20 protein-coding genes are annotated in these 19,325 nt (G+C 61.6%); 11 read left to right on the top strand and 9 right to left on the bottom strand.

Features of this window, described 5'->3' with window-relative positions; all coding sequences use genetic code 11:
• Window positions 1-137 precede the first annotated feature (137 nt).
• The 4 genes from AUC43_RS09005 (at window position 138) to AUC43_RS08985 (ending at window position 3,492) form a co-directional block, all read left to right on the top strand.
• Complete coding sequence (locus AUC43_RS09005; RefSeq protein ID WP_157781004.1) at window positions 138-626, top strand: hypothetical protein; 489 nt, start codon at window positions 138-140, stop codon at window positions 624-626.
• Window positions 627-677: 51 nt separating this feature from the next.
• On the top strand, window positions 678-1,229 hold the full coding sequence (locus AUC43_RS09000; RefSeq protein WP_071885850.1) for a hypothetical protein: 552 nt from the start codon (window positions 678-680) through the stop codon (window positions 1,227-1,229).
• A gap of 249 nt (window positions 1,230-1,478) precedes the next feature.
• Complete coding sequence (locus AUC43_RS08995) at window positions 1,479-1,940, top strand: hypothetical protein (protein ID WP_068192091.1); 462 nt, start codon at window positions 1,479-1,481, stop codon at window positions 1,938-1,940.
• Between the two features lie 322 nt (window positions 1,941-2,262).
• On the top strand, window positions 2,263-3,492 hold the full coding sequence (locus tag AUC43_RS08985; RefSeq protein ID WP_068192078.1) for an NADP-dependent isocitrate dehydrogenase: 1,230 nt from the start codon (window positions 2,263-2,265) through the stop codon (window positions 3,490-3,492).
• 132 nt (window positions 3,493-3,624) lie between these two features.
• Here AUC43_RS08985 and AUC43_RS08980 read toward each other — a convergent pair whose 3' ends face one another.
• The gene (locus tag AUC43_RS08980) at window positions 3,625-4,356 is read right to left on the bottom strand and encodes an alpha/beta fold hydrolase (RefSeq protein ID WP_068192076.1); all 732 of its coding nucleotides are present in this window, start codon (window positions 4,354-4,356) and stop codon (window positions 3,625-3,627) included.
• Between the two features lie 280 nt (window positions 4,357-4,636).
• On the opposite strand from AUC43_RS08980, the gene AUC43_RS08975 reads away from it, so the two are divergent.
• The 5 genes from AUC43_RS08975 to AUC43_RS08955 all read left to right on the top strand — a co-directional run bounded on the left by AUC43_RS08975 (window position 4,637) and on the right by AUC43_RS08955 (window position 10,049).
• The gene (locus AUC43_RS08975) at window positions 4,637-5,464 is read left to right on the top strand and encodes an SDR family oxidoreductase (RefSeq protein WP_068198411.1); all 828 of its coding nucleotides are present in this window, start codon (window positions 4,637-4,639) and stop codon (window positions 5,462-5,464) included.
• 17 nt (window positions 5,465-5,481) lie between these two features.
• Window positions 5,482-6,087 carry a gluconate 2-dehydrogenase subunit 3 family protein gene (locus AUC43_RS08970; protein WP_068192074.1) on the top strand — a complete coding sequence of 202 codons (606 nt, stop codon included), beginning with the start codon at window positions 5,482-5,484 and terminating at the stop codon, window positions 6,085-6,087.
• Window positions 6,088-6,195: 108 nt separating this feature from the next.
• Entirely contained in the window at window positions 6,196-7,761 is a 1,566-nt protein-coding gene (locus tag AUC43_RS08965; protein WP_068192072.1) for a GMC family oxidoreductase, read from the top strand.
• A 229-nt stretch (window positions 7,762-7,990) separates the two neighbouring features.
• Complete coding sequence (locus tag AUC43_RS08960; RefSeq protein ID WP_068192069.1) at window positions 7,991-9,328, top strand: family 1 glycosylhydrolase; 1,338 nt, start codon at window positions 7,991-7,993, stop codon at window positions 9,326-9,328.
• Window positions 9,329-9,638: 310 nt separating this feature from the next.
• On the top strand, window positions 9,639-10,049 hold the full coding sequence (locus tag AUC43_RS08955; RefSeq protein ID WP_068192068.1) for a hypothetical protein: 411 nt from the start codon (window positions 9,639-9,641) through the stop codon (window positions 10,047-10,049).
• Between the two features lie 64 nt (window positions 10,050-10,113).
• Here AUC43_RS08955 and AUC43_RS08950 read toward each other — a convergent pair whose 3' ends face one another.
• Window positions 10,114-10,797, bottom strand: a complete 684-nt coding sequence (locus AUC43_RS08950) for a response regulator (RefSeq protein ID WP_068192066.1) — start codon at window positions 10,795-10,797, stop codon at window positions 10,114-10,116.
• Window positions 10,798-11,073: 276 nt separating this feature from the next.
• Complete coding sequence (locus tag AUC43_RS08945; RefSeq protein WP_068192064.1) at window positions 11,074-11,433, bottom strand: hypothetical protein; 360 nt, start codon at window positions 11,431-11,433, stop codon at window positions 11,074-11,076.
• 330 nt (window positions 11,434-11,763) lie between these two features.
• Here AUC43_RS08945 and AUC43_RS08940 point away from each other — a divergent pair, with 330 nt between their 5' ends.
• Both AUC43_RS08940 and AUC43_RS20410 read left to right on the top strand, forming a co-directional pair.
• Entirely contained in the window at window positions 11,764-12,213 is a 450-nt protein-coding gene (locus tag AUC43_RS08940) for a hotdog fold thioesterase (protein ID WP_068192062.1), read from the top strand.
• A gap of 356 nt (window positions 12,214-12,569) precedes the next feature.
• On the top strand, window positions 12,570-14,081 hold the full coding sequence (locus AUC43_RS20410; protein ID WP_082685004.1) for a T9SS type A sorting domain-containing protein: 1,512 nt from the start codon (window positions 12,570-12,572) through the stop codon (window positions 14,079-14,081).
• A 171-nt stretch (window positions 14,082-14,252) separates the two neighbouring features.
• On the opposite strand, the gene AUC43_RS08930 is transcribed toward AUC43_RS20410, so the two are convergent.
• The 6 genes from AUC43_RS08930 to kaiB form a co-directional block, all read right to left on the bottom strand.
• Window positions 14,253-15,215, bottom strand: coding sequence for a YeiH family protein (locus AUC43_RS08930; protein WP_068192058.1), 963 nt, complete (start codon window positions 15,213-15,215; stop codon window positions 14,253-14,255).
• A 211-nt stretch (window positions 15,216-15,426) separates the two neighbouring features.
• The gene (locus tag AUC43_RS08925) at window positions 15,427-16,338 is read right to left on the bottom strand and encodes a LysR substrate-binding domain-containing protein (RefSeq protein ID WP_068192056.1); all 912 of its coding nucleotides are present in this window, start codon (window positions 16,336-16,338) and stop codon (window positions 15,427-15,429) included.
• 136 nt (window positions 16,339-16,474) lie between these two features.
• Window positions 16,475-16,897, bottom strand: a complete 423-nt coding sequence (locus AUC43_RS08920; RefSeq protein WP_068192055.1) for a response regulator — start codon at window positions 16,895-16,897, stop codon at window positions 16,475-16,477.
• A 52-nt stretch (window positions 16,898-16,949) separates the two neighbouring features.
• Window positions 16,950-18,668, bottom strand: a complete 1,719-nt coding sequence (locus AUC43_RS08915; protein WP_068192054.1) for a PAS domain-containing sensor histidine kinase — start codon at window positions 18,666-18,668, stop codon at window positions 16,950-16,952.
• Window positions 18,661-19,002: a circadian clock KaiB family protein gene (locus AUC43_RS08910; RefSeq protein WP_068192052.1), complete on the bottom strand. Its 342-nt coding sequence runs from the start codon at window positions 19,000-19,002 to the stop codon at window positions 18,661-18,663. The genes AUC43_RS08915 and AUC43_RS08910 overlap by 8 nt, the downstream gene beginning before the upstream one ends.
• 8 nt (window positions 19,003-19,010) lie before the next feature.
• Entirely contained in the window at window positions 19,011-19,313 is a 303-nt protein-coding gene (gene kaiB, locus AUC43_RS08905; protein WP_068192051.1) for a circadian clock protein KaiB, read from the bottom strand.
• Between the last annotated feature and the right edge of the window lie 12 nt (window positions 19,314-19,325).

The raw sequence follows: 19,325 nt of genomic DNA, 5'->3' as shown, positions 1-19,325 counted from the left end.
CAATGAATTCAGAATCAGGCATTAAAAGATGCTTTCAGGACCTTTTAAAGGGCATTTTAATGTACTAGCAAAGTACCGCCCGTTTGTGACAGCGCCTTTCCACGCCACAAAACGCCCGCCCCCTTCTGCTCCAAGTCATGCGTCTTCGCTACCGTTGGTTGTTGCTCCTGCTGCCCATCGGCTGCGGGCCCACGGACCCGCCCCTCACGCAGGCCCCGCCCGCAGAAGCCGTGGCGCCCGCGCCCGCCGCCACGCCCGCTCGGGCCGTCAGGCCCGTGTTTGACGTGCCCGCCCTGGCGCGCCTCAACATCGACCAGCTTCGCACCGCCCTGGGTCCCGTGGCGGGCCCGGACACCGAACCCACGGCGGCCGAACGCAAAGAGGGCATCGTGGAGTGGGCCAAGCAATTCAAGCACGACACCACTACGCTGCGGGTCAGCTACGACGTAAACACCCGCCAGGTAATCGACTTTTTCATCACCAGCGCCCACGGCCGCGCCACCAATTATGGCCCGTGGCTGCAGCTGGCCCACATTTCGCCCCAGGACCCGCGCTGGAGCATCGAGCCTTTTGCCATGCCTGGTCGGCCCGGGGTTTACCTCGGGGTGCGGGTAGCGCCCAAGTAGCTTAACTCTTCACGCGGCGGCCGTTGAGCTAAACCACCCACCTGCCAAACCATGGTTGCACTAACCCCCGGCTTGTTTGTGGTGCCCGTCAGCGCATTGGCGGGGGTGCTGGGGCTGTACGCCTATTTCCTGAAGCAGGCCACGGATAAACCGGTATTCCGGCGGTTTACCGGGACGGGAGCGGCGCTGGCTTTTCTGCTCAATTATGCCTGGGAACTAAGCCACTGCACGCTATACCAGGGCGTGGGCTACGACCTGCCGCACGTGGCCTTCCTGGCTCTGGCCGCGCTGGCCGATGCCATCATGGTTGGGTTGCTCTACTTCGGCTTTGCCCTCGTGTATCGAAATGGCCTTTGGGCCCGGCACCTGTCGGCCGAACGCATTTTCTGGCTGATGGCAGCGGGCGGCACCGGTGCTACCTTATCGGAAGTTGCCCATCTGGCGGCGGGAAACTGGGCCTACACCGCGCAGATGCCCATCATTCCGGGCATTGGAGTTGGCCTGACTCCGGTGTTGCAGTTCATGGTTCTTCCCGCTGTGATTTATAGCCTGAGTGCCCGCTTCACGGCGCCCAGCGCAGTGCCCACATCCCGTACCAGCTGACGGCCGCCAAGCTCCTTAGTTGTCGTTGCGGCGGCGATGGTTCTCAGTTACGGCGCCCACTAGAAGCCGCCCGGCAGCAACGTCTGACAAACCTCATCCTTTTCGATGAGCTTGGTCAAGGCGTAGCGTTAAACGAGGCCCGACCTTTGCAGTGCCCCGCCAACTGCCCGGCCTGCCCCTCCCGGAACGCTTAAGCGACCGGCTGGAGCAAATAATGCGGTGCGCGCCTCGCAGCCTCTTTCGATTCCCATGAAAACTGCCCTGCTTCTATGTGCCATCCTGCTGCGGGCCGGTGCCGGCCTGGGGCAGCAAATCACGCCCGACCTGGTGCCGCCGCTGGCTTTCGTGGAGCTGCAAAAGCAGTACCCGCTGGCCGCCAACGTGCGCTGGGCCAAAACCCACGGCCTCTACGAGGCCCGCTTTGTTCTCGACCAGGCGCCGCACGTCATCCGCTACCGCCCCAACGGCGATGTGGAAGCCACCGTGACCGACCTGGCGGGCACGAGCGCCCTGCCCGCCCCGGTGCAGCGCATGCTTGGCCTCCGCTACCCGGACCTTACCTTTTGCAAAGTGGCCAAAATCGAGAACGTGAAAACCGGGGACGTTACCTACGAAACCGAATCCTGCGACGCCGACAACCCCGACGTCATCACCTTCACCCCCGATGGCCGCGAGGTGCATCGGCCCCGCCCCCGGCGGCGCCCGCAGTAGGTCGCTGGCATTTCCGGGCCGCACCTCGGCACGCAGCTATAGGGACATATGGGTGTAATACGGGCCTGGGCCGGTGCTCAGACCAACTAAAACCGTTGGGCCAATTGAGCTAACCAGTTGGCTGATAAACAGCAACCGGGCGCGCTCTTTTTCAACCACCGAAAGCTGGAGGGTGAATACCGGGGCCGGGGTGCTACCGGCAAGCAAATCTCGCTTAATATTGGGCTTGAGAATGGCCTTTGCCATGACGTTGCGTAGCCGGGCACGGCCCAGGGGAGCGTGCCGGCAACGCAATGAAAACCCAAACCCGCAAACAGCTAACATGGCAAAAATTAAAGTAGCGAACCCGGTGGTTGAGCTGGATGGCGACGAAATGACGCGCATCATCTGGAAGTTCATCAAGGACAAGTTGATTACGCCGTATCTGGACCTGGATATCAAGTACTTCGATTTGGGCATTGAGCACCGGGACGAAACCAACGACCAGGTAACCATCGACTCGGCCAACGCCATCCGCCAGTACGGCGTGGGCATCAAGTGCGCCACCATCACCCCCGACGAGGAGCGGGTGAAGGAGTTCAACCTGAAGCAGATGTGGAAGTCGCCGAACGGCACCATCCGCAACATTCTGGACGGCACCGTGTTCCGCGAGCCCATTGTGATGAGCAACGTGCCTCGCCTCGTGCCCAACTGGACCGCGCCCATCTGCATCGGCCGCCACGCCTTCGGCGACCAGTACCGCGCCACCGATTTCGTGACCAAGGGCAAGGGCAAGCTCACCATCACCTTCACCCCCGAAGACGGCGGCGAAGTGCAGTCCTTCAACGTGTTCGACTTCAAGAGCGACGGCGTGGCCCTGGCCATGTACAACACCGACGAGTCCATCCGCGGCTTTGCGCACGCCTGCTTCAACCAGGCCCTGATGAAAGGCTGGCCGCTGTACCTGAGCACCAAAAACACCATCCTGAAAAAGTACGATGGCCGCTTCAAGGACATCTTCCAGGAGATTTACGAGCAGGATTACCTGGCCAAGTTCAAGGAAGCCGGCATCACCTACGAGCACCGGCTGATTGACGACATGGTGGCCTCGGCCCTGAAATGGAACGGCAACTTTGTGTGGGCCTGCAAAAACTACGACGGCGACGTGCAGAGCGACACCGTGGCGCAGGGCTTCGGCTCGCTGGGTCTGATGACCTCCACGCTGGTAACGCCCGACGGCAAGACCATGGAAGCCGAAGCCGCCCACGGCACCGTGACGCGCCACTACCGCGACCACCAGGCCGGTAAACCGACCTCCACCAACCCCATTGCCAGCATCTTTGCCTGGACGCGCGGCCTGGAGTTCCGCGGCATCTTGGACGGCAACCAGGAGCTCATTGACTTCTGCAAAGCCCTGGAAACCGTGTGCATCGAAACCGTGGAAAGCGGTAAGATGACCAAGGACCTCGCCGTCTGCATCCACGGCAACAAAGTGGAGCACGGCCGCGACTACCTCTACACCGAGGAATTCCTCGCTGCGCTGGACGAAAACCTGAAAATCAAATTGGGCTAATAAGCCTCTCGCTGCCTCAATAAAAAAGCCCACCCGGTAATTCGGGCGGGCTTTTTTATTGGGTAATTATCTTGAATCAATGGGTAAACCGCCAACCATGCTGCTCCAGCGAAATTGAGCTAAACGCCCAGGCTACAAGCGCTGGCTAAAGGCTTGTAGCAGCGCCGCCACTTGCTCCGGGGCCTCGTAGGGCAGCAGGTGGCCCGCCCCGGCGATGACTTCCAGGGGCGTGCGGGCCGGCAGCAGTGGCAGGGTGTGGTGCAGGTGCACGTGGAGCGGCAGCACGCCGTCGCGCTCGCCGGCCATGACTAAACAGGGCACCTCCAACCGGCCCATCCGGGCGCGGATGTCTTCCTGGCTGCCCAGCAGCAGCCAGGCATCCCAGGCGGGCCGGGAGCTGCGCAGGTTGTCGTGTAGGATTTGCTGGTGCTGGGCTTCGCGCAGGGGGCGAGCCGTGATGCGCCGGAAGGTTTTTTCGGCCTCGGCGGCTTTGCCATAGGCCTGCTGGCTGTGCTGGCGGTCGGCGGCCGTCATGGGCTCGGGGCCGGGCGGGGAAGGGCTCAGCAGGGCCATTCCCACCAGGCCGGGCGGCTGCCGGGCGGCCAGGGCCAGCCCAATTTTTCCGCCCATGCTGTGCCCAATCAGCGCGTAGCGCTCCACGTGCTGCGCGGCAATAAACTGCGCCACGTGGTCGGCATAAGCGTCCAGGGAATAGTCGACTTGCGGGGCCGGAGCGGCCCCGAAGCCGGGCAGGTCGGGCGCCAGCACGCGGTGGTGCGGCGCCAGCAATTGGGCCAGGGCCTGGAATTCGTTGCCGGAGCCGGCCCAGTAGTGCAGGCCGATGAAGGTGAGGGGAGCGGGCATGGGGCAATTCGTACGCAAAGCAGCGGCGCACGACTCAGCTTAGTGCACCCGGTAGCCTTATCAGGTAGGTGAAAGTGAATTAACCACGGAGCCGTCCGCGGTGTTGAGCATACACGTAGTGAATGTGTTGGTGAGGTAGCTCACCCGTAACTCAACCGTCCTTTCCCTTTCCCCCATGACTCTCAAGAAACCCGCTGCCCCGAAACCTACCGCCAAGGCCAAAGCATCCCCCAAACCGGCCGGCAACGCCCCGCCCGAATACCGCCCCACGGCCGCCGAGATGCAAGCCGAGAAGCTGCCCTACCCGGCCAAGCAGTCGGACATGCGGCAGCAGCCCGACACGGACCTGGCCGGCTACCGCGCGGCCGGCAAGCTCCAGGGCAAGGTCGCCCTCATCACCGGGGCCGACTCCGGCATTGGGCGGGCCGTGGCCATTGCCTATGCCATGGAAGGTGCCGACGTGGCCGTGCTCTACAACCACAACACCTCCGATGCCGAGGAAACCAAGCGGCAGGTAGAAAAGCAGGGGCAGCGCTGCCTGCTGCTGCAGCTCGACGTGCGCGAACGCGAGCAGTGCCGCCAGGCCGTGCGCCGCACCCTGGCCGAGCTCGGGGGCCTGAACGTTCTGGTGAACAACGCGGCCTACCAGATGAGCCAAGAGAAGTTTGAGGACATCACCGAGGAGCAAATCCGGCGCACCTTCGACACCAACATTCTGGGCTACATCTGGATGGCTCAGGCGGCCATTCCGCACCTGCAAAAGGGCGACTGCATCATCAACACGGGCAGCATCGTGGGCGAATCGGGCATCCCCATTCTGGTGGACTACTCGGCCAGCAAGGCCGCCATTCATGCCTTCACCAAGTCGCTGGCTTTGTACCTGGGCGAGAAAGGCATCCGGGTAAACTGCGTGGTGCCGGGCCCCGTCTGGACCCCGAACATTCCCGCGACCATGCCCGCCAGCGAGATTAAAAACTTCGGCCACGAAGTAGCCCTCAAACGCCCCGGCCAACCGGAAGAGCTGGCCCCCGCCTACGTGCTGCTGGCCTCGCAGGACGGCTCGTTTATGACCGGGTCCTTGGTGCACGTTACGGGCGGGAGGCTGTAGCTCAATTTCTGCTGTTTATGAAGATTCCCACCACTTACCCACCCGGCACGGTGCGGGCGCTGCTCGACACGCCAGCCGTGAGCCCGGCCACGCGCACGGCCTTGCAGCAGCGGCTGCACGCCTCGCAGCAGCCGTATGAGCCGCGCTTTTTTGAGCCCGCGGCGTATGCGCGGCTGCGCGCGGTGTGCCAGCGGCTGCTCGGCCAAGACGACCCGCCGCTGGTGGAGGTGGCGTACTGCATCGACACCCGCCTGCACCTGCAGCAAGCCGACGGCTGGCGCTACGACGCCCTACCGCCCGACGCCGAGGCGTACCAGCTGAGTTTGCGCGGCCTGCAGCAAACCGCCCAGGCGCGCCACGGCCAGGACTTTGTGGCGCTGCCCGGCCCGGCCCAGGATGCGTTGCTTACCGCCTTCCAGCAGGGCACCATCGAAGGCGAAGCCTGGCAGGGCTTTGATGCCGCTCTGTTTTTCCAGGATTTGCTGGCCGAGATTACCAGCCTGTTTTATGCCCATCCGCTGGCGCAGGAGGAAATCGGCTACGTGGGCATGGCCGACCAGCCCAATTGGACCCACATCGGCCTGAACCAGCGCGACCCCCGCGAGCCCGAAGCGACGGAGTAAAAAACGCAGCTCAACCGACTCCATTTTCAACTTCTTTCCTTGCTCGCCCGGCTTATGCCTGATGCAGAACTGCCCTCCCCTTCCGCGAACCTAAAGCCGCTGCCCCATATGGCCCGCTCCCAGCCCACCAACACTGCCGAAATAGTGGACTGCGTAGTGATAGGCACCGGGGCCGGGGGGGCACCCCTACTGGCCCGCCTGGCCATGGCGGGCCTGAAAGTGGTGGCCTTGGAAGCCGGGCCGCGCCACGACGCCCGCCGCGATTTTGCCACCGACGAGAAAGCCCAGGAGTTCCTGTTTTGGAACGACGAACGGCTGTCGGCGGGCCGCACGCCGACTTCTTTTGGCAACAACAACTCGGGCACCGGCGTGGGCGGCTCTACGCTGCACTACACCGCGTATACGCCGCGCCCCCAGCCCGACGACCTGCGGCTGCGCACCGAGTTTGGCGTGGGCCAGGACTGGCCGCTAGCTTTTGAAGACCTGGAGCCATACTATGACGAGCTGGAGCAACTGCTGGGCATTTCGGGGCCGGCCGAGTACCCCTGGGGGCCGCCGCGCCGCCGCGGCTACCCGCTGGCGCCACTGCCGCTGAACGGGGCCGCCCTACTTATGCAGCGGGCCTGCGCGAAGCTGGGCATCCGCACCTCGCCGGCCGCCAACGCCGCGCTATCGGCGCGCTACTACCAGGAAGGCATTGGCTGGCGCGAGGCCTGCACCAACCGGGGCTTTTGCCAGGCCGGCTGCTCCGTGGGCGCCAAGGCCAGCATGGACGTCACCTTCATTCCGCTGGCCGAGGCCCACGGGGCCGAAGTGCGGGCCGGCTGCTTCGTGACGGAAATCGAGCGCGACGCCCGGGGCCACATGACCGGCGTGGTGTACGAGCAGGACGGCCAGCGGCACCGCCAGCGCTGCCGCCACCTGTTTCTGTGCGCCGGGGCCATCGAAACGCCGCGCCTGCTGCTGCTCAACCGCCTGGCGCTGGGCAGCGGGCAGGTGGGCCAGAACTTTATGGCCCACCCGGGCATGCAGGTGTGGGGCACGTTTGCCGAAGAAATCCACCCCTTCAAGGCCATTCCCGGCGCGCTGATTTCGGAAGACACGCACCGGCCCGCCGACGCCGATTTTGCCGGTGGCTACCTGCTGCAAAGCATTGGGGTGATGCCCGTCACGTTTGCCACTCAGGTCGCGCGCGGGCGCGGGCTGTGGGGCCCGGCGCTGCGCGACTACCTGCGGCAGTACAACCACATTGCGGGCATCAACATTCTGGGCGACTGCCTCCCCCACCCCGACAACTACCTGGAGCTCTCCGGCGAGCCCGACAGCCGCGGCCTGCCCAAGCCCCGGGTTCACTTCTCCTTCCACGAAAACGAGGAGCGCATGACCCGCCACGCCGAGGACGTGATGCGCCGGATTTGGGCGGCGGCCGGGGCCGAAGACGTGTGGGCTTTTTCCCGCTCGGCCCACATCATTGGCACCTGCCGCATGGGCCACTCAGCCGAGGCGGCCGTGGTGAACTCCGAGGGCCGCTCCTTTGAGGTGCCCAACCTGTACATCTGCGACAACAGCGTATTTCCCAGTGCCCTGAGCGTGAACCCCGCCCTGACCATCATGGCGCTGAGCCTGCGCACGGCCGATGCCTTTCTGGCCCGACAGCGGCGCCGTGACCAATAAGAAACCGTAGGATTTTGCATTCAGCACAGGTGTAGAGACGCAATACTTTGCGTCTCGTCGTCCGCGCCGTTAGCAAATCGTTCAATGAAGAGACACAAAGTATTGCGTCTCTACCTCGTGCATGCTGTCTCCTAAATAGCGCCAACAGCATCTAATGTACAGCCTCACGGCGTGCTCGAACAAAATCCGTTTTCTCCGCCTTCTGTAGGCAAATAAGCCCTGCTATCCCATGCCAAAAGACTTTCTGAGCCTGATAAAGGAGAAGTACAACGATGGCCACTACGAAGGCGACCAGTACGGCGGGGCGGCCGGACGCGACGGCAGCGGCCTGCCCACCGGCGCGCCCAACAACTTTATGTTTGCCACCGGCATCGAGTGCTCGTACCCCACCATCGACCACGGCCGCACCCGCCGCGACCTGCTGGCCGAAACCGGGCACTACGACCGCTACAAAGAAGACCTGGGCCTGGTGAAAGACCTGGGACTGAAGTCGCTGCGCTATGGGCTGCCTTATTATGCCATCCACAAGGGGCCCGGCAAGTACGACTGGGATTTTGCCGATGCGGCGATGGCCGAAATCAAGCGGCTGGGCATCACCCCCATTCTCGACCTACTGCACTTTGGGGTGCCCGACTGGCTCGGCAATTTCCAGAACCCCGAGCTGCCCATTCACTTTGCCCAATACGCCGGGGCCGTGGCCAAGCGCTTCCCATGGGTGCGGTTTTTCACGCCCATCAACGAAATCTACGTCACGGCCAAGCTCAGCGCCCGCGAAGGCGTCTGGAACGAGCAGCTCCGGGACGACCGCAGCTTTGTGACGGCCCTCAAGCACCTGGTGGCGGCCAGCATCATGGCCACGCAGCAGATTGCCACGCACCGGCCCGACTGCATCATTGTGCAAAGCGAGTCGGCGGAGTTCCTGCACGAGCTGCGCTCGGACCCCAGCCCGGAAATCATTCTGCAGAACAAGCTGCGCTTTCTGGCCCTGGACCTGCTCTACGCGCGCCACCCCGACGCCGACGTGCTCAACTTTCTTTACGACAACGGCCTGACCCGCACCGAATACGACTGGTTTATGGCCGGCGAGCCGCCCGGCTACCAAGTGATGGGCAACGACTACTACGGCCGCAACGAATGGATAGTGCTGCCCAACGGCGAGCGCCAAACGAGCATGGACGTGCTGGGCTGGTACAACATCACCAAGGAGTACTACAACCGCTACCGCAAGCCCGTGATGCACACCGAAACCAACGTGTTTGAAGCCGAGCAGGCGCCGGGCTGGCTCTGGAAGCAGTGGGTCAACATCATGCAGATGCGCCAGGACGGCGTGCCCGTGCTCGGCTTTACCTGGTACTCGCTCATCGACCAAGTGGACTGGGACATTGCCCTGAGCCGGAAGGTGGGCAAGGTCAACGCCTGCGGCCTCTACGACCTCGACCGCAGGCCCCGCCCCGTGGCCGACGCCTATCGCCTGCTGCTGAAGGAGTACGGCCAGATTACCATTGTGCCCCACGGCGAGCTGTTCGAAGTAACCAACGAGCCCGCCACCCTGAAGGTGGAAGTGTAGCCTGCGCAGGGCCGCCCGCGTCACGCGCTTCAGCCGTAAGCAAATTAAGTTTGCGGCGTCCTGACCATTGGCATAACTTACTGCGAGTCGATAACTCGTCACTGGGCCGGGCCACCGCCCCACTGGGCACGCCCCAGGGCAAGGCGCTGCCGGGCCAGCAACCCGGGCCATGCCTCCATTTTAACAACACACCTGATTTGTAGGGCTACATTTCCTGGGCTACCCTAGGCAAAACATAGAAAGGAACCTTTACTTTTAAATAAGAATTTGTACATTCAACCTGTTGTTTTACAGATTTTTACCCACCCAAATGAAGCTCCTGAAAGCCATTGTTTCCTGCCTGGCCATTCTGGTAATGACCACCTTGCCCGCCACCACGGTTCTGGCTCAGAAGGCGCCCACAGTCATTGCCATTGTGAACCGCGCCGACTGGTGCGGTACCTGCAAGGCCCACGGCCCGCGCGTGATGGCCCTGATGCCTAACTATGCCCGCAAGCCCATCGTTTTCGCGCTCAACGACCTGAGCAACCCCACCACCGTGGCCGCGTCGAAAGAGCGGTTGACCAAGCTCGGCGTGGAGAACGTGCAGGGCCCCATGATTTACACCGGCGTCATCCTGCTGGTCGACGCCGGCACGCACCAGGTCCTCAAAACCGTGAGCATGGCCGAGCCCAACGCCCGGATTGAGGCCGAAATAACGCAGGCCCTGGCCCGGAAATAACGGGCGGGCTGCTCTAGTAACTTGACGCCTGCAGCCTCATCAGGGCAATTTTGCAGGCCCTACCCTACGAAATCAGCCCTTCGCTAATGGCAAAGCGGATGAGCGAAGCGGTGTTCTTGGCCCCGGTTTTGGTGATGATGTTCTGCCGATGGGTTTCAATGGTGCGCTTGCTGGTAAAGAGCAGGTCGGCCATTTCCTGGTTGGTAAAGCCATCGGCCACGAGGCGCAATACCTCCAGCTCGCGCTTGGAAAGCGTCACCCGCGGGTCGGTGGGCGTGAGCCGATGGCCGGCGGGCAGGCCGTCAAGCTGCCTGGCCATCGTTTCGGCTCCTTCATGCAGCTTGAGCAAGGTGGCCAGCCCAACTTCCGAGCACAGAAACGTGCGGCCCGCGGCCACCGTCTGAATGCCGTACACCGTCTCCTTCAGCCCGGCCGACTTCAGCAAATAGCCGTGGGCGCCGGCGCTGAGCATCTGGCAAACCCGCTCCTCACCGGCCGTCACGGTCAGGACCAGCACCTGCACCGCCGGGTGGTGGGCGCGGAGCTGGCGGATGATTTCGATGCCTTCCATGCCGGGCATGTTCAGGTCCAGCAGCACCACGTCGGCGGGCGTGGTGGGCAGCAGCTGCAGCAGCTGTTCGCCGCTGCCCGCTTCGCCCACCACTTCCAGCCCGGGCTGGTCGGCCAGCAAGGACCGCAAGCCGCTGCGCAGAATGGCATGGTCGTCGACTAATAAAACACGAATCATGGTCAGAAAACGAGAAGGTAAGCGTTGCTCATTCCCGGCACTGCTTCGGCGAAGCAGCCCGGATACAACTGACACAGGAGCAAGCTAAACAACTCCAGCCAACAAGTGGTTTACAAACCCGGTTTCAATGCATTAAAGCCGAAATTTTCGGCCAGCCGCTCGCTTAACCAGCTCACTCACCGGCCCGCGCCAGCCGCGGGACTCCGGCTCCTGGTAGCGGGGCACTGCCCCGGGCATGGGCTCCGGAAGCTCCGGCGGGCGCCACCCTATTCCACACTATTCCAGCGCGGGCAGCAACTTAAAATTCGAAGCATCGACCAGCGAATCGACTAGCGCCGGGCCGGGCTTGGACCGCGGGCCTACCAGGCACTGCCGTAGCTCCGGGCTGGCGTGGGCCACCACCATCTCGATGCCCCGCGCGGCAAAGGCCTCGTGGTAGGCCCGCAGCAGCAAGCCCGTGTCGGGTGTGGCATCGGCCAGCGCGAGCAGGCTGCAGTCGACCCATACGCTGGTCTTGCCGCTGCGCCCGGCCCGGCCGAGGGCGCGGGCCAGCGCATGCGGGTCCGTGGCCTGCCGCTCAGAGGCCAGAATCAGCAAATAGCTATTGGGCAACTGGTCGCAATAAACGGTAAGCATATGGAAAAGTGGCGCGCTGCTCCCAAGCCTGAGAGTGCGGCTTTGGCTCTCTAACCCGGTATACGCACAGACCGTTCCGCTTGATTTTCTGAACAATACTGATTCTGGCCGCGGTAACTACGGATTTCCTTACTGCGGGCCGAAACCAGCCCAAGCCGCTGGCCCCGGGGCCCTTAGAAAAGGTGGGTGGGCTTTTCAGACGATGGCAGCGAAGGCGGAAGCGGAGTATGTTTGGGGAGAAGTTGGCCCCCGCGGCATCGATTCAAAAGCCGCCAGCTGGCATCTTCCGCACCACTTCCCTGTTTCAGACCGAACACTTCTTCCTCCCGCATGAGCCAAGCCGCCGTACCCAACCGCAACAGCTGGGCCGAAGCCGTCAAAGAGCTGATGCTCCGGCACGACGCCTTCAGTAAGTTGCTGGGGCTGCAGGTGGAGGAGGTGGGGCCGGGCTATTGCTGGTTGCGTTTCACGGTGCGCCCCGACATGCTCAACGGCTTTCGGGTGTTGCACGGCGGGGTCACGTTTTCTGCCGCCGATTCGGCCTTTGCGTTTGCCTGCAACAGCCACAGCCGCCAAAGCGTGGGCCTCAGCGCGACAATGGGCTACGTGGCGGCCGGCCAGCTGGGCGACGTGATAACCGTGGAAGCGCGGGAAGAAAGCCTCAAGCACAAAATCGGCGTGTACCAGCTGTGCGTCACCAATCAGCACGGCACCCTGCTGGCCATGTTCAAAGGCACGGCCTACCGCACCAGCCACGAGATTTTGCCGGCTCCGCTATAAGATTTCGGAGTATTGCCCTCCCGCTCCCATTTTTAACAGCTAAAAGAAACCGCGCTGCTCCAATTAGGAGCAGCGCGGTTTTCATTTTACCCCTTCCAAAGTTGAAATACAGAGGCCCTCTACCTACGGAATTTTTGCAGGAAATTGAATTCAATCCACTGATAAGCAACCATGTGGACAGTAAAAAAAGTTGAAGTGGTCATAAGCTGATTGTCAATGCTTTTTATGAGATACGCATGAGTCATACTAATCAATATATTGCATATATCTAACAATTATTTGAAAGTAAATTATTTTTCTTTTAAATTCAACTATTCCCCCTTTAATAATCTCAACACTAAAAACCCATATAATATATGAAAAAGCTCATACTATCTTGTCTACTACTGGTAATCATTAGTGGTTTGCTTCCATTAAGGGTAATGGCTCAGTGTGTATATACATACACAGCAAACCGGACGGGCAATTTCTATGACCCAAGTACCTTAAGCCCTGTCTTTAATAAAACGGAAACCTCAACGTGTAGCACTTCTACTCCTGGAACCATTATTTCTGTCTTTAATATTAATGGGTTTGCCATCACTCTTGATGCTAGTTTTACTGTCACACCAGGCAGTTCATTCAACATAACAAATGGCGGTTCGTTGACTGTTGCAAATGGAAGCACCCTCACCATAAGCGACGGTGGACAAGTAAATGTGGGTGATAATGGAGACTTATATGTTTCCTCGGGTGGTATTGTAAAAGGTACTGACAACGTCCTTGTGAACTCACTTGTAGTAGACAGTAGAGGCGGTATTGCCGTCGCAGCAGGCGGGGTTATTGATGGCGGCAACATCCTGCTAGGAAATGGGAAAGACAGTTTCAGGGCTACTAATTTAATTGTTGATATTCAGCCTACTGCTGCTAGTAGCCTATCTGCAGCCGGCAACGTGAAACCGAACCAAATTACTGTTGATAAAGCTACTGTGACAGTTGGCGCTGGAGCTTATCTCAACACAAAATGTAATTTGATATTGAAAAATGCAGTTTTAAAGATTGAAGGAACTATATTGGTTAATGGTAATCTCGACCTTATTCCGGGTGCCAATGTTGCCGATTGCGGTACGGGGCTACTTGCTGTAAGGGGCTGTGTTTTCGCGGCACAAGGCGAGATAAACCAGCTCACAGCAACATGCAACGGCAGCGCAGCCCCCCCCAAAATATGTGTGGCGCAGACCAGCGTAACTTGTCCGGGCTCACAAGTGGCAGGTGCAACATGCGCTCCAGCCAGTAGCCAGCTCGCTAACGCTGCGGCCTGCCGCGCCTTGCCCGTGGAGCTTATATCGTTTACTGCTTTGCCTACTACCCGTCAGACTGTACAGTTGCGCTGGGCAACGGCATCGGAGAAAAACAATGCCAGCTTTACTGTGGAACATTCAGCAAATGGCAAAGCCTTTAGCAGCGTCCGCACCGTGCCTGGAGCCGGCAATACGCAGGCTAGAACCGATTACGAGCTAGCAGATGAGCATCCGATGCCGGGTATGAGCTACTACCGCCTCCGCCAGACCGACATCGACGGCACCACCAGCTACTCGCCCGTGCGGTCGGTGAAGCTCAGCAGTACAGTTGGGGCAATGGAAGTGTACCCCGGCCACTCGGCGCAGGAGTGGGTAGTGAGTAGCACGCTGCCAGCCGAATTACTAGCCAGCAAGGCTGCTGCGGTGCAGGTATTCGATGCTCTAGGTCGCGTTCAGAAAGTAGAAGGTACGGCTGATGACTCCGCAACCGGCCGTTGGGCACTGGATTTGCACACGCTGCCAGCTGGAATTTACATTGTGCGGCTCCTCACCAGTTCGGGTGCGTACAGCCAGCGCATCGCCAAGTAAGCCAGTTAGCTCACAATAGCCGAGTTGTTAACGTTGCCGGGTGCGCAATCCTACAAATGGATTGCGCGCCCGGCAACTTACGTTTTGCGGAAGGTTTTTACGCTAGTTCTTGCCCCGGCTTATAATCTTGGGCAAGCCAACTAAAATGAGGCCACTGGACCCAAAACCTGCTTACACGGTGTGCAGAATCACGTATAGCGAAGCCGTAGAAATCACCGCCCACAGCAGCAGGCCCAGCACAAATGGCCGCGCGCCCACGGTCTTGAGCACCTTGCCCGATAGCCCCGCGCCGATAAAGAAGAGCGTCACGGTTAGCCCAATTTTGGCGGCGCCTACCAATACCGGGCCCACGGGCTTAGCGGCGGGCACAAACGTATTGATGAGCATGGCGGCGACGAAGCCCAGAATGAAGTAGGGGATTTTGATTTTCACGCCTTTCTGCTTGAAAATCAGGGCGGTTACTATCGACACGGGGATAATCCAGAGGGCGCGGGCCAGCTTCACGGTGGTAGCCACTTGCAGGGCCTGGTCGCCGTAAGCCGTGGCGGCGCCTACTACCGACGAGGTGTCGTGGATGGCAATGGCACACCAGAGGCCGAACTGGCTCTGCGTCATGGCCAGGGCGCGGCCGATGGGTGGAAAGGCGAATAGCGCAATGGCGTTGAGCACGAACACCGTGCCCAGCGCCACCGACATTTCTTCGTCCTTGGCGCGCAGCACGGGCCCAACGGCCGCAATGGCGCTGCCGCCGCAGATGGCAGTGCCACAGGAAATCAGGTGCGTAACGTGGCGCGTGAGCCCCAGCCAGCGTCCGGCCACGTAGCCCAGCACCAGCGTACCCAGTATGGACACGACCGTGAACACGATGCCGGTTTTACCGGCCTGCACCGCCGCGTGGGCATTCATGCCAAACCCCAGCCCAATAACCGAGTACTGCAGCAGCTTGGCCGTGGCCAGCTTAGTTTGGCGGGCAAAGGGGTTGCCCAGGGTTTGGGCCAGTGCCAGCCCCAGCGCCAAGGCAATGGGCGGCGAAGCCCAGGGCGTGAGGCAGTAGATAAGCAGCAAGCCAAAGACTACCGCCCGAAGCGTGAACCCGAAGCCGAAAACGGTGTGCGTAGCATGGAAATGACGCAAGGGCCCCGTGGGCTCAGGCGTAGTTGAGCCGGTGTCGGCAACGGTTGCGCGAGCCGCCCTGGTAGCACTTTGGTCTGGGCTTGGGCTGGCGTTGGGTTTGGCTGGATTTATAACTGGATGTGGCATGGGACAGGACGTACTTCCTGCCGCAAATTTACGGCGCTCCCCAACCAGCGGGTACTTCCAAATAGTTATTCGAAATTACTTTTGGTTATACAGTCTCCTTCAAGTGGCTGTGGGCAAAGCTCAAAAACCGCTGCGCCGGGCGGGGCAGCGGCTGCCCTTGCACCCACACGGCCTCAAACTGCCGGTGCAGGTGCAGCCCCGCAATAGGCACCACTTCCAACAACCCGGCCGACAGCTCGCGGGCCAGGGCCCGGCGCGACACGAAGCCCAGGGCCTCGGGTGCCGCTTCCAGGTAGGCCTTGATGGCTTCGGTGTTGTCGAAGTAAAAAGCCACCGGCAAGCTGCTGAGCCGCACTTTGAGCCCCCGCAACGCAAACTCCAGCACCTCCAGCGTGCCGGAGCCCCGCTCCCGCAGCACCAGCGGGCAAGCCAGCGCCTCGGCCAGCGGCATAGGCTGCGATGGCGGCCCGGCCGCGGTGGCCCCGCGCACGGCCACCAGCTCATCGGTCAGCAGCAGCTCGTAGTGCAGGTCGCGGCTTTTGGAGCGGCCTTCCACAAAGCCGAGGTCCAGCTCACCGCGCAACAGGGCCTCGGCAATCTGCTCGGAATTAGCGTTGAGCAGGGTGAGCTGCACGTTAGGGTAGCGGGCCTGAAACGCGGGCAGCAGCCCGGGCAGCACGTATTGAGCCAGCGTGGTGCTGGCCCCCAGGCGCAGGCGGCCGGCGGCTTCTTCGGGGTCGTGCAGGGCGTGGAGCTGGTCTTCCAGCTGCTGGTGCGAGCGGGCCACGGCTTCGGCGTGGGCGAGCAGCAGGCTGCCGGCTTCGGTGAGCGACACGCGGTTGCCGCGGCGCTCCAGCAGCCGCTGCCCGTATTGGCGCTCCAGCTCGCGAATGTGCTTGGTTACGGCCGGCTGCGTGATGAACAACCCCTGGGCTGCTTTGGTAAAGCTCAGGTGCTGGGCCACGGCCTGGAACACGCGAAGGCGGAAATCGGACATGGCCCCAAGGTAGATTTATTTGCCCTAACCCTACTGCCGGCAAATACCCCCGGCGACGCGGCGGCAAAGTTGAGCTGAAACGCCAAGCTTTACCTTGCTCATGAAGCCTGGTGCAACAAGTCATTAGTAACGAATACTACTTTTCGGGCAGCTGGCGGTCGAAGTAGCTTTTCAACACCTGGTTGAGCTTCTCTTCGGTCAGGGGCTTATTCAGGAAACCGGAAATATTGAGCTGCTTGACCCGCTCCACATCCTGGGGGTGCAGCGAGGTGGTCAGCATCACGATGATGATGGCGTACTTCCGCTCAAGCTGCAGCTTTTCGTAGGCCGCCAGAAATGCGAAGCCGTCCATGACGGGCATCTTCACGTCGAGCAGAATCAGGGCCGGGTTATCGGGGGTGGCTTCGTGGCAGTGGCTTTGCACCAGCTCCAGGGCTTCCTGGCCGTTGAGGGCCACGAGCAGCTTATCCGTCACGCCGAGGCGCTTCAGCAGCAATTGGTTGAGGTAATTGGTCGTCTGGTCGTCGTCGACCAGCATTACGCAGGTTAACTTTTGCATGGGGGGGCCGGCGGCAAAATTTGCCCCGAAGCAGGACACTGTTTAGCGCGTATCAGCGGCTAAAGTAAACCAAAAACGTGGAGCCCACGCCCAGTTCCGAGCGCACGGCGATGCGCCCCCCGGCGTTTTCCACCATCTTTTTCACCATGTAAAGGCCAATGCCGGAGCCCTCGACGTGGTCGTGAAAGCGCTGGAACATGCCGAACATTTTCTGTTCGCTGGCCGCGTCCAGCCCCAGGCCGTTGTCCTGCACTTCGAGCACCACGCCGCTGGCTTCGGGCCGGGCCCGGAGGCGCACGTGCGGCGCGCGGTCGGGCGCGCGGTACTTGAGGGCATTGCTGAGCAGGTTGAACACCACGCTGCGCAGGTTTTTCTCGGAAAAGGACACCGAGGGGGCGGCCTGCACGTCCACTTCCAGCCGGGCGGTGGCCGCCTGAATGAGCGGCTCCAAATCGAGGAGCACGTCCTGGACCACGGTGGCCAGGTCCACGGGCTCGGTGGGGTGGCCGTGCTCTTTCTGCAGCTTGCTCACGTCGGTGAGGTGCTCGATGGTGCGCTTGAAACGGTTTACCGAGTCCTGCATCAGCCCCAGAATGGGCTGCACCGGGTCGGCCTGCACGGTTTCGGCGGGCAGCTCCACCAGCAGGGCGTGCAGCAGGCCCTCGATGTTGGAGATGGGCGCCTTGAGGTCGTGCGAGGCGGTGTAGATGAAGTTGTCGAGGTCGACGTTGACGCGGGTGAGCTGCTCGTTGTTGTCGCGCAGCTCGCGCTGGCCCTGGTCGATGCGCTCGAGCGCCAGCTTGTGCTCGTGGATGTCGGTGTAGGTGCCAATCCACTGGATAATCTCGCCCTGCTCGTTGCGCGAGGGCAGCGCCCGACCCAGCATCCAGCGGTAGGCCCCGGCGTGGTTGCGGATGCGGCACTCCACCTCGTAGGGCTGGCCGGTGTGCAGGCTGTGCTGCCAGTGCGCCAGCGTGGGCGCCACATCGTCTGGGTGCAGGCGCTCGCGCCAGGAGCGGCTGGCGGGGGCGCCCTGGCCCTGGCCCTGCCCAATGTAGTCGTACCAGCGGCGGTTGCGGTAGGTGTGGTCGCCCAGTGCGTTGGTGGTCCAGGCAATCTGGGAGATGCCCTCGAGCAGGCGGCTGGCTTCGGCGGCGGCGCGCTCGCCCACCAGGCGGCCGGCTTCTTCGCGCTTGAGCTCCTCGGTTTTGCGGTCGAGCAGGGCGTTTTGTTCCAGCACCTGGGCCTGAATGGCGCTGATTTCGCGCTGCGCCGACAAGTCCGTCACTATCACGGCCAGCGTGGGCGTCTCGTTGAACATCAGCACGTTCATCGACACCGAAAACGGCACCAGCGCGCCCGCTTTGGTTTGCAGGGGCAGCTCGCCCTTGCTTTTGCCCGCCCAGCCCCGCTGCATCAGGCTGGCCCAGTAGTCCTGAAACACCAAGGGCACAAACGCATCGAAGGAACTGCCCATCAGCTCGCCCAGGGCGTGGCCCAGCAGGCCGGCCAGGCAGGCGTTGCAGTAGAGCACGGTGGCGTCTTCGCTGAGCAGCAAGGCGCCCTCGTTCATCTGCTCAATCAGGGTGCGGTAGCCTTGGTCGGCGCCTTGCAGCGTGAAGATGCGCGGCCCCTGGGCGCTTTGCACAGCCAGCGCATCGATGGCCCCGGTCCGGATGGCATGTATCAGCTCCTGCGCTTCCTCCAGCTGGTAGCGCAGCTCCTCGTTCTCACGGGTCAGGTCAACCTTGGGGGGCAGCGGCTCACTCATTGCCGATGACAGTGGCGGGCGGAATCACGCCCAAGGCCTTCAGCACCCGTTCGCGGTCCGAGAAGTCGCCCACCATGCGGCGCACCAAGCCGGGGCGCAGCTTAATGAGCGTGGGCACGCCAATCAGGTCTTTTTCCTGGGCCAGCTCCGGCTGCTGGTACACGTCCACTATCAGCAGCTCGTAGCGCCCTTTCAGGTGCTCTTCGCAGATTTCCTTGATGTTGCGCACGGCGCGCGTCGAGTTATTCGTGGCCCCCGTAATGTACAGGTGCAGCAAATATTCGGGGCCGGCAGCCTCCTCGGGGCCGTCCGCGGGGTCCAGTAGTGGTTCCATCGAGCAGCCTATTGTTTGGTGAAGGGACGCACGTCCAAGCCCACCAGCACCCGCTCTTCGTTGGAGAGGTCGCCGATGATTTTGCGAATGGGCTCGGGCACTTTGCGCACCAGCGTCGGAATGGCCAGTATCTGGTCGCCCTCGGCCAGCTGGGGGTTCACCAGCAGGTCGATGACTTCTATCTTATAGCGGCCCTTGAGGTGCTGCTCGCAGTGTCTCTTGAGGTTGGCCAGGGCCGTTACCGATTTGGGGGTTTGGCCGGCCACGTACAGGCGCAACTCCCAGGTTTCTTCGTCGTTTTCTTCAGCCATGGAAAGGGTGTG

The sequence above is a fragment of the Hymenobacter sedentarius genome, assembly GCF_001507645.1.
GTDB classification, from domain to species: Bacteria; Bacteroidota; Bacteroidia; order Cytophagales; family Hymenobacteraceae; genus Hymenobacter; species Hymenobacter sedentarius.
This window is presented reverse-complemented; position numbering and strand designations above follow the sequence as displayed.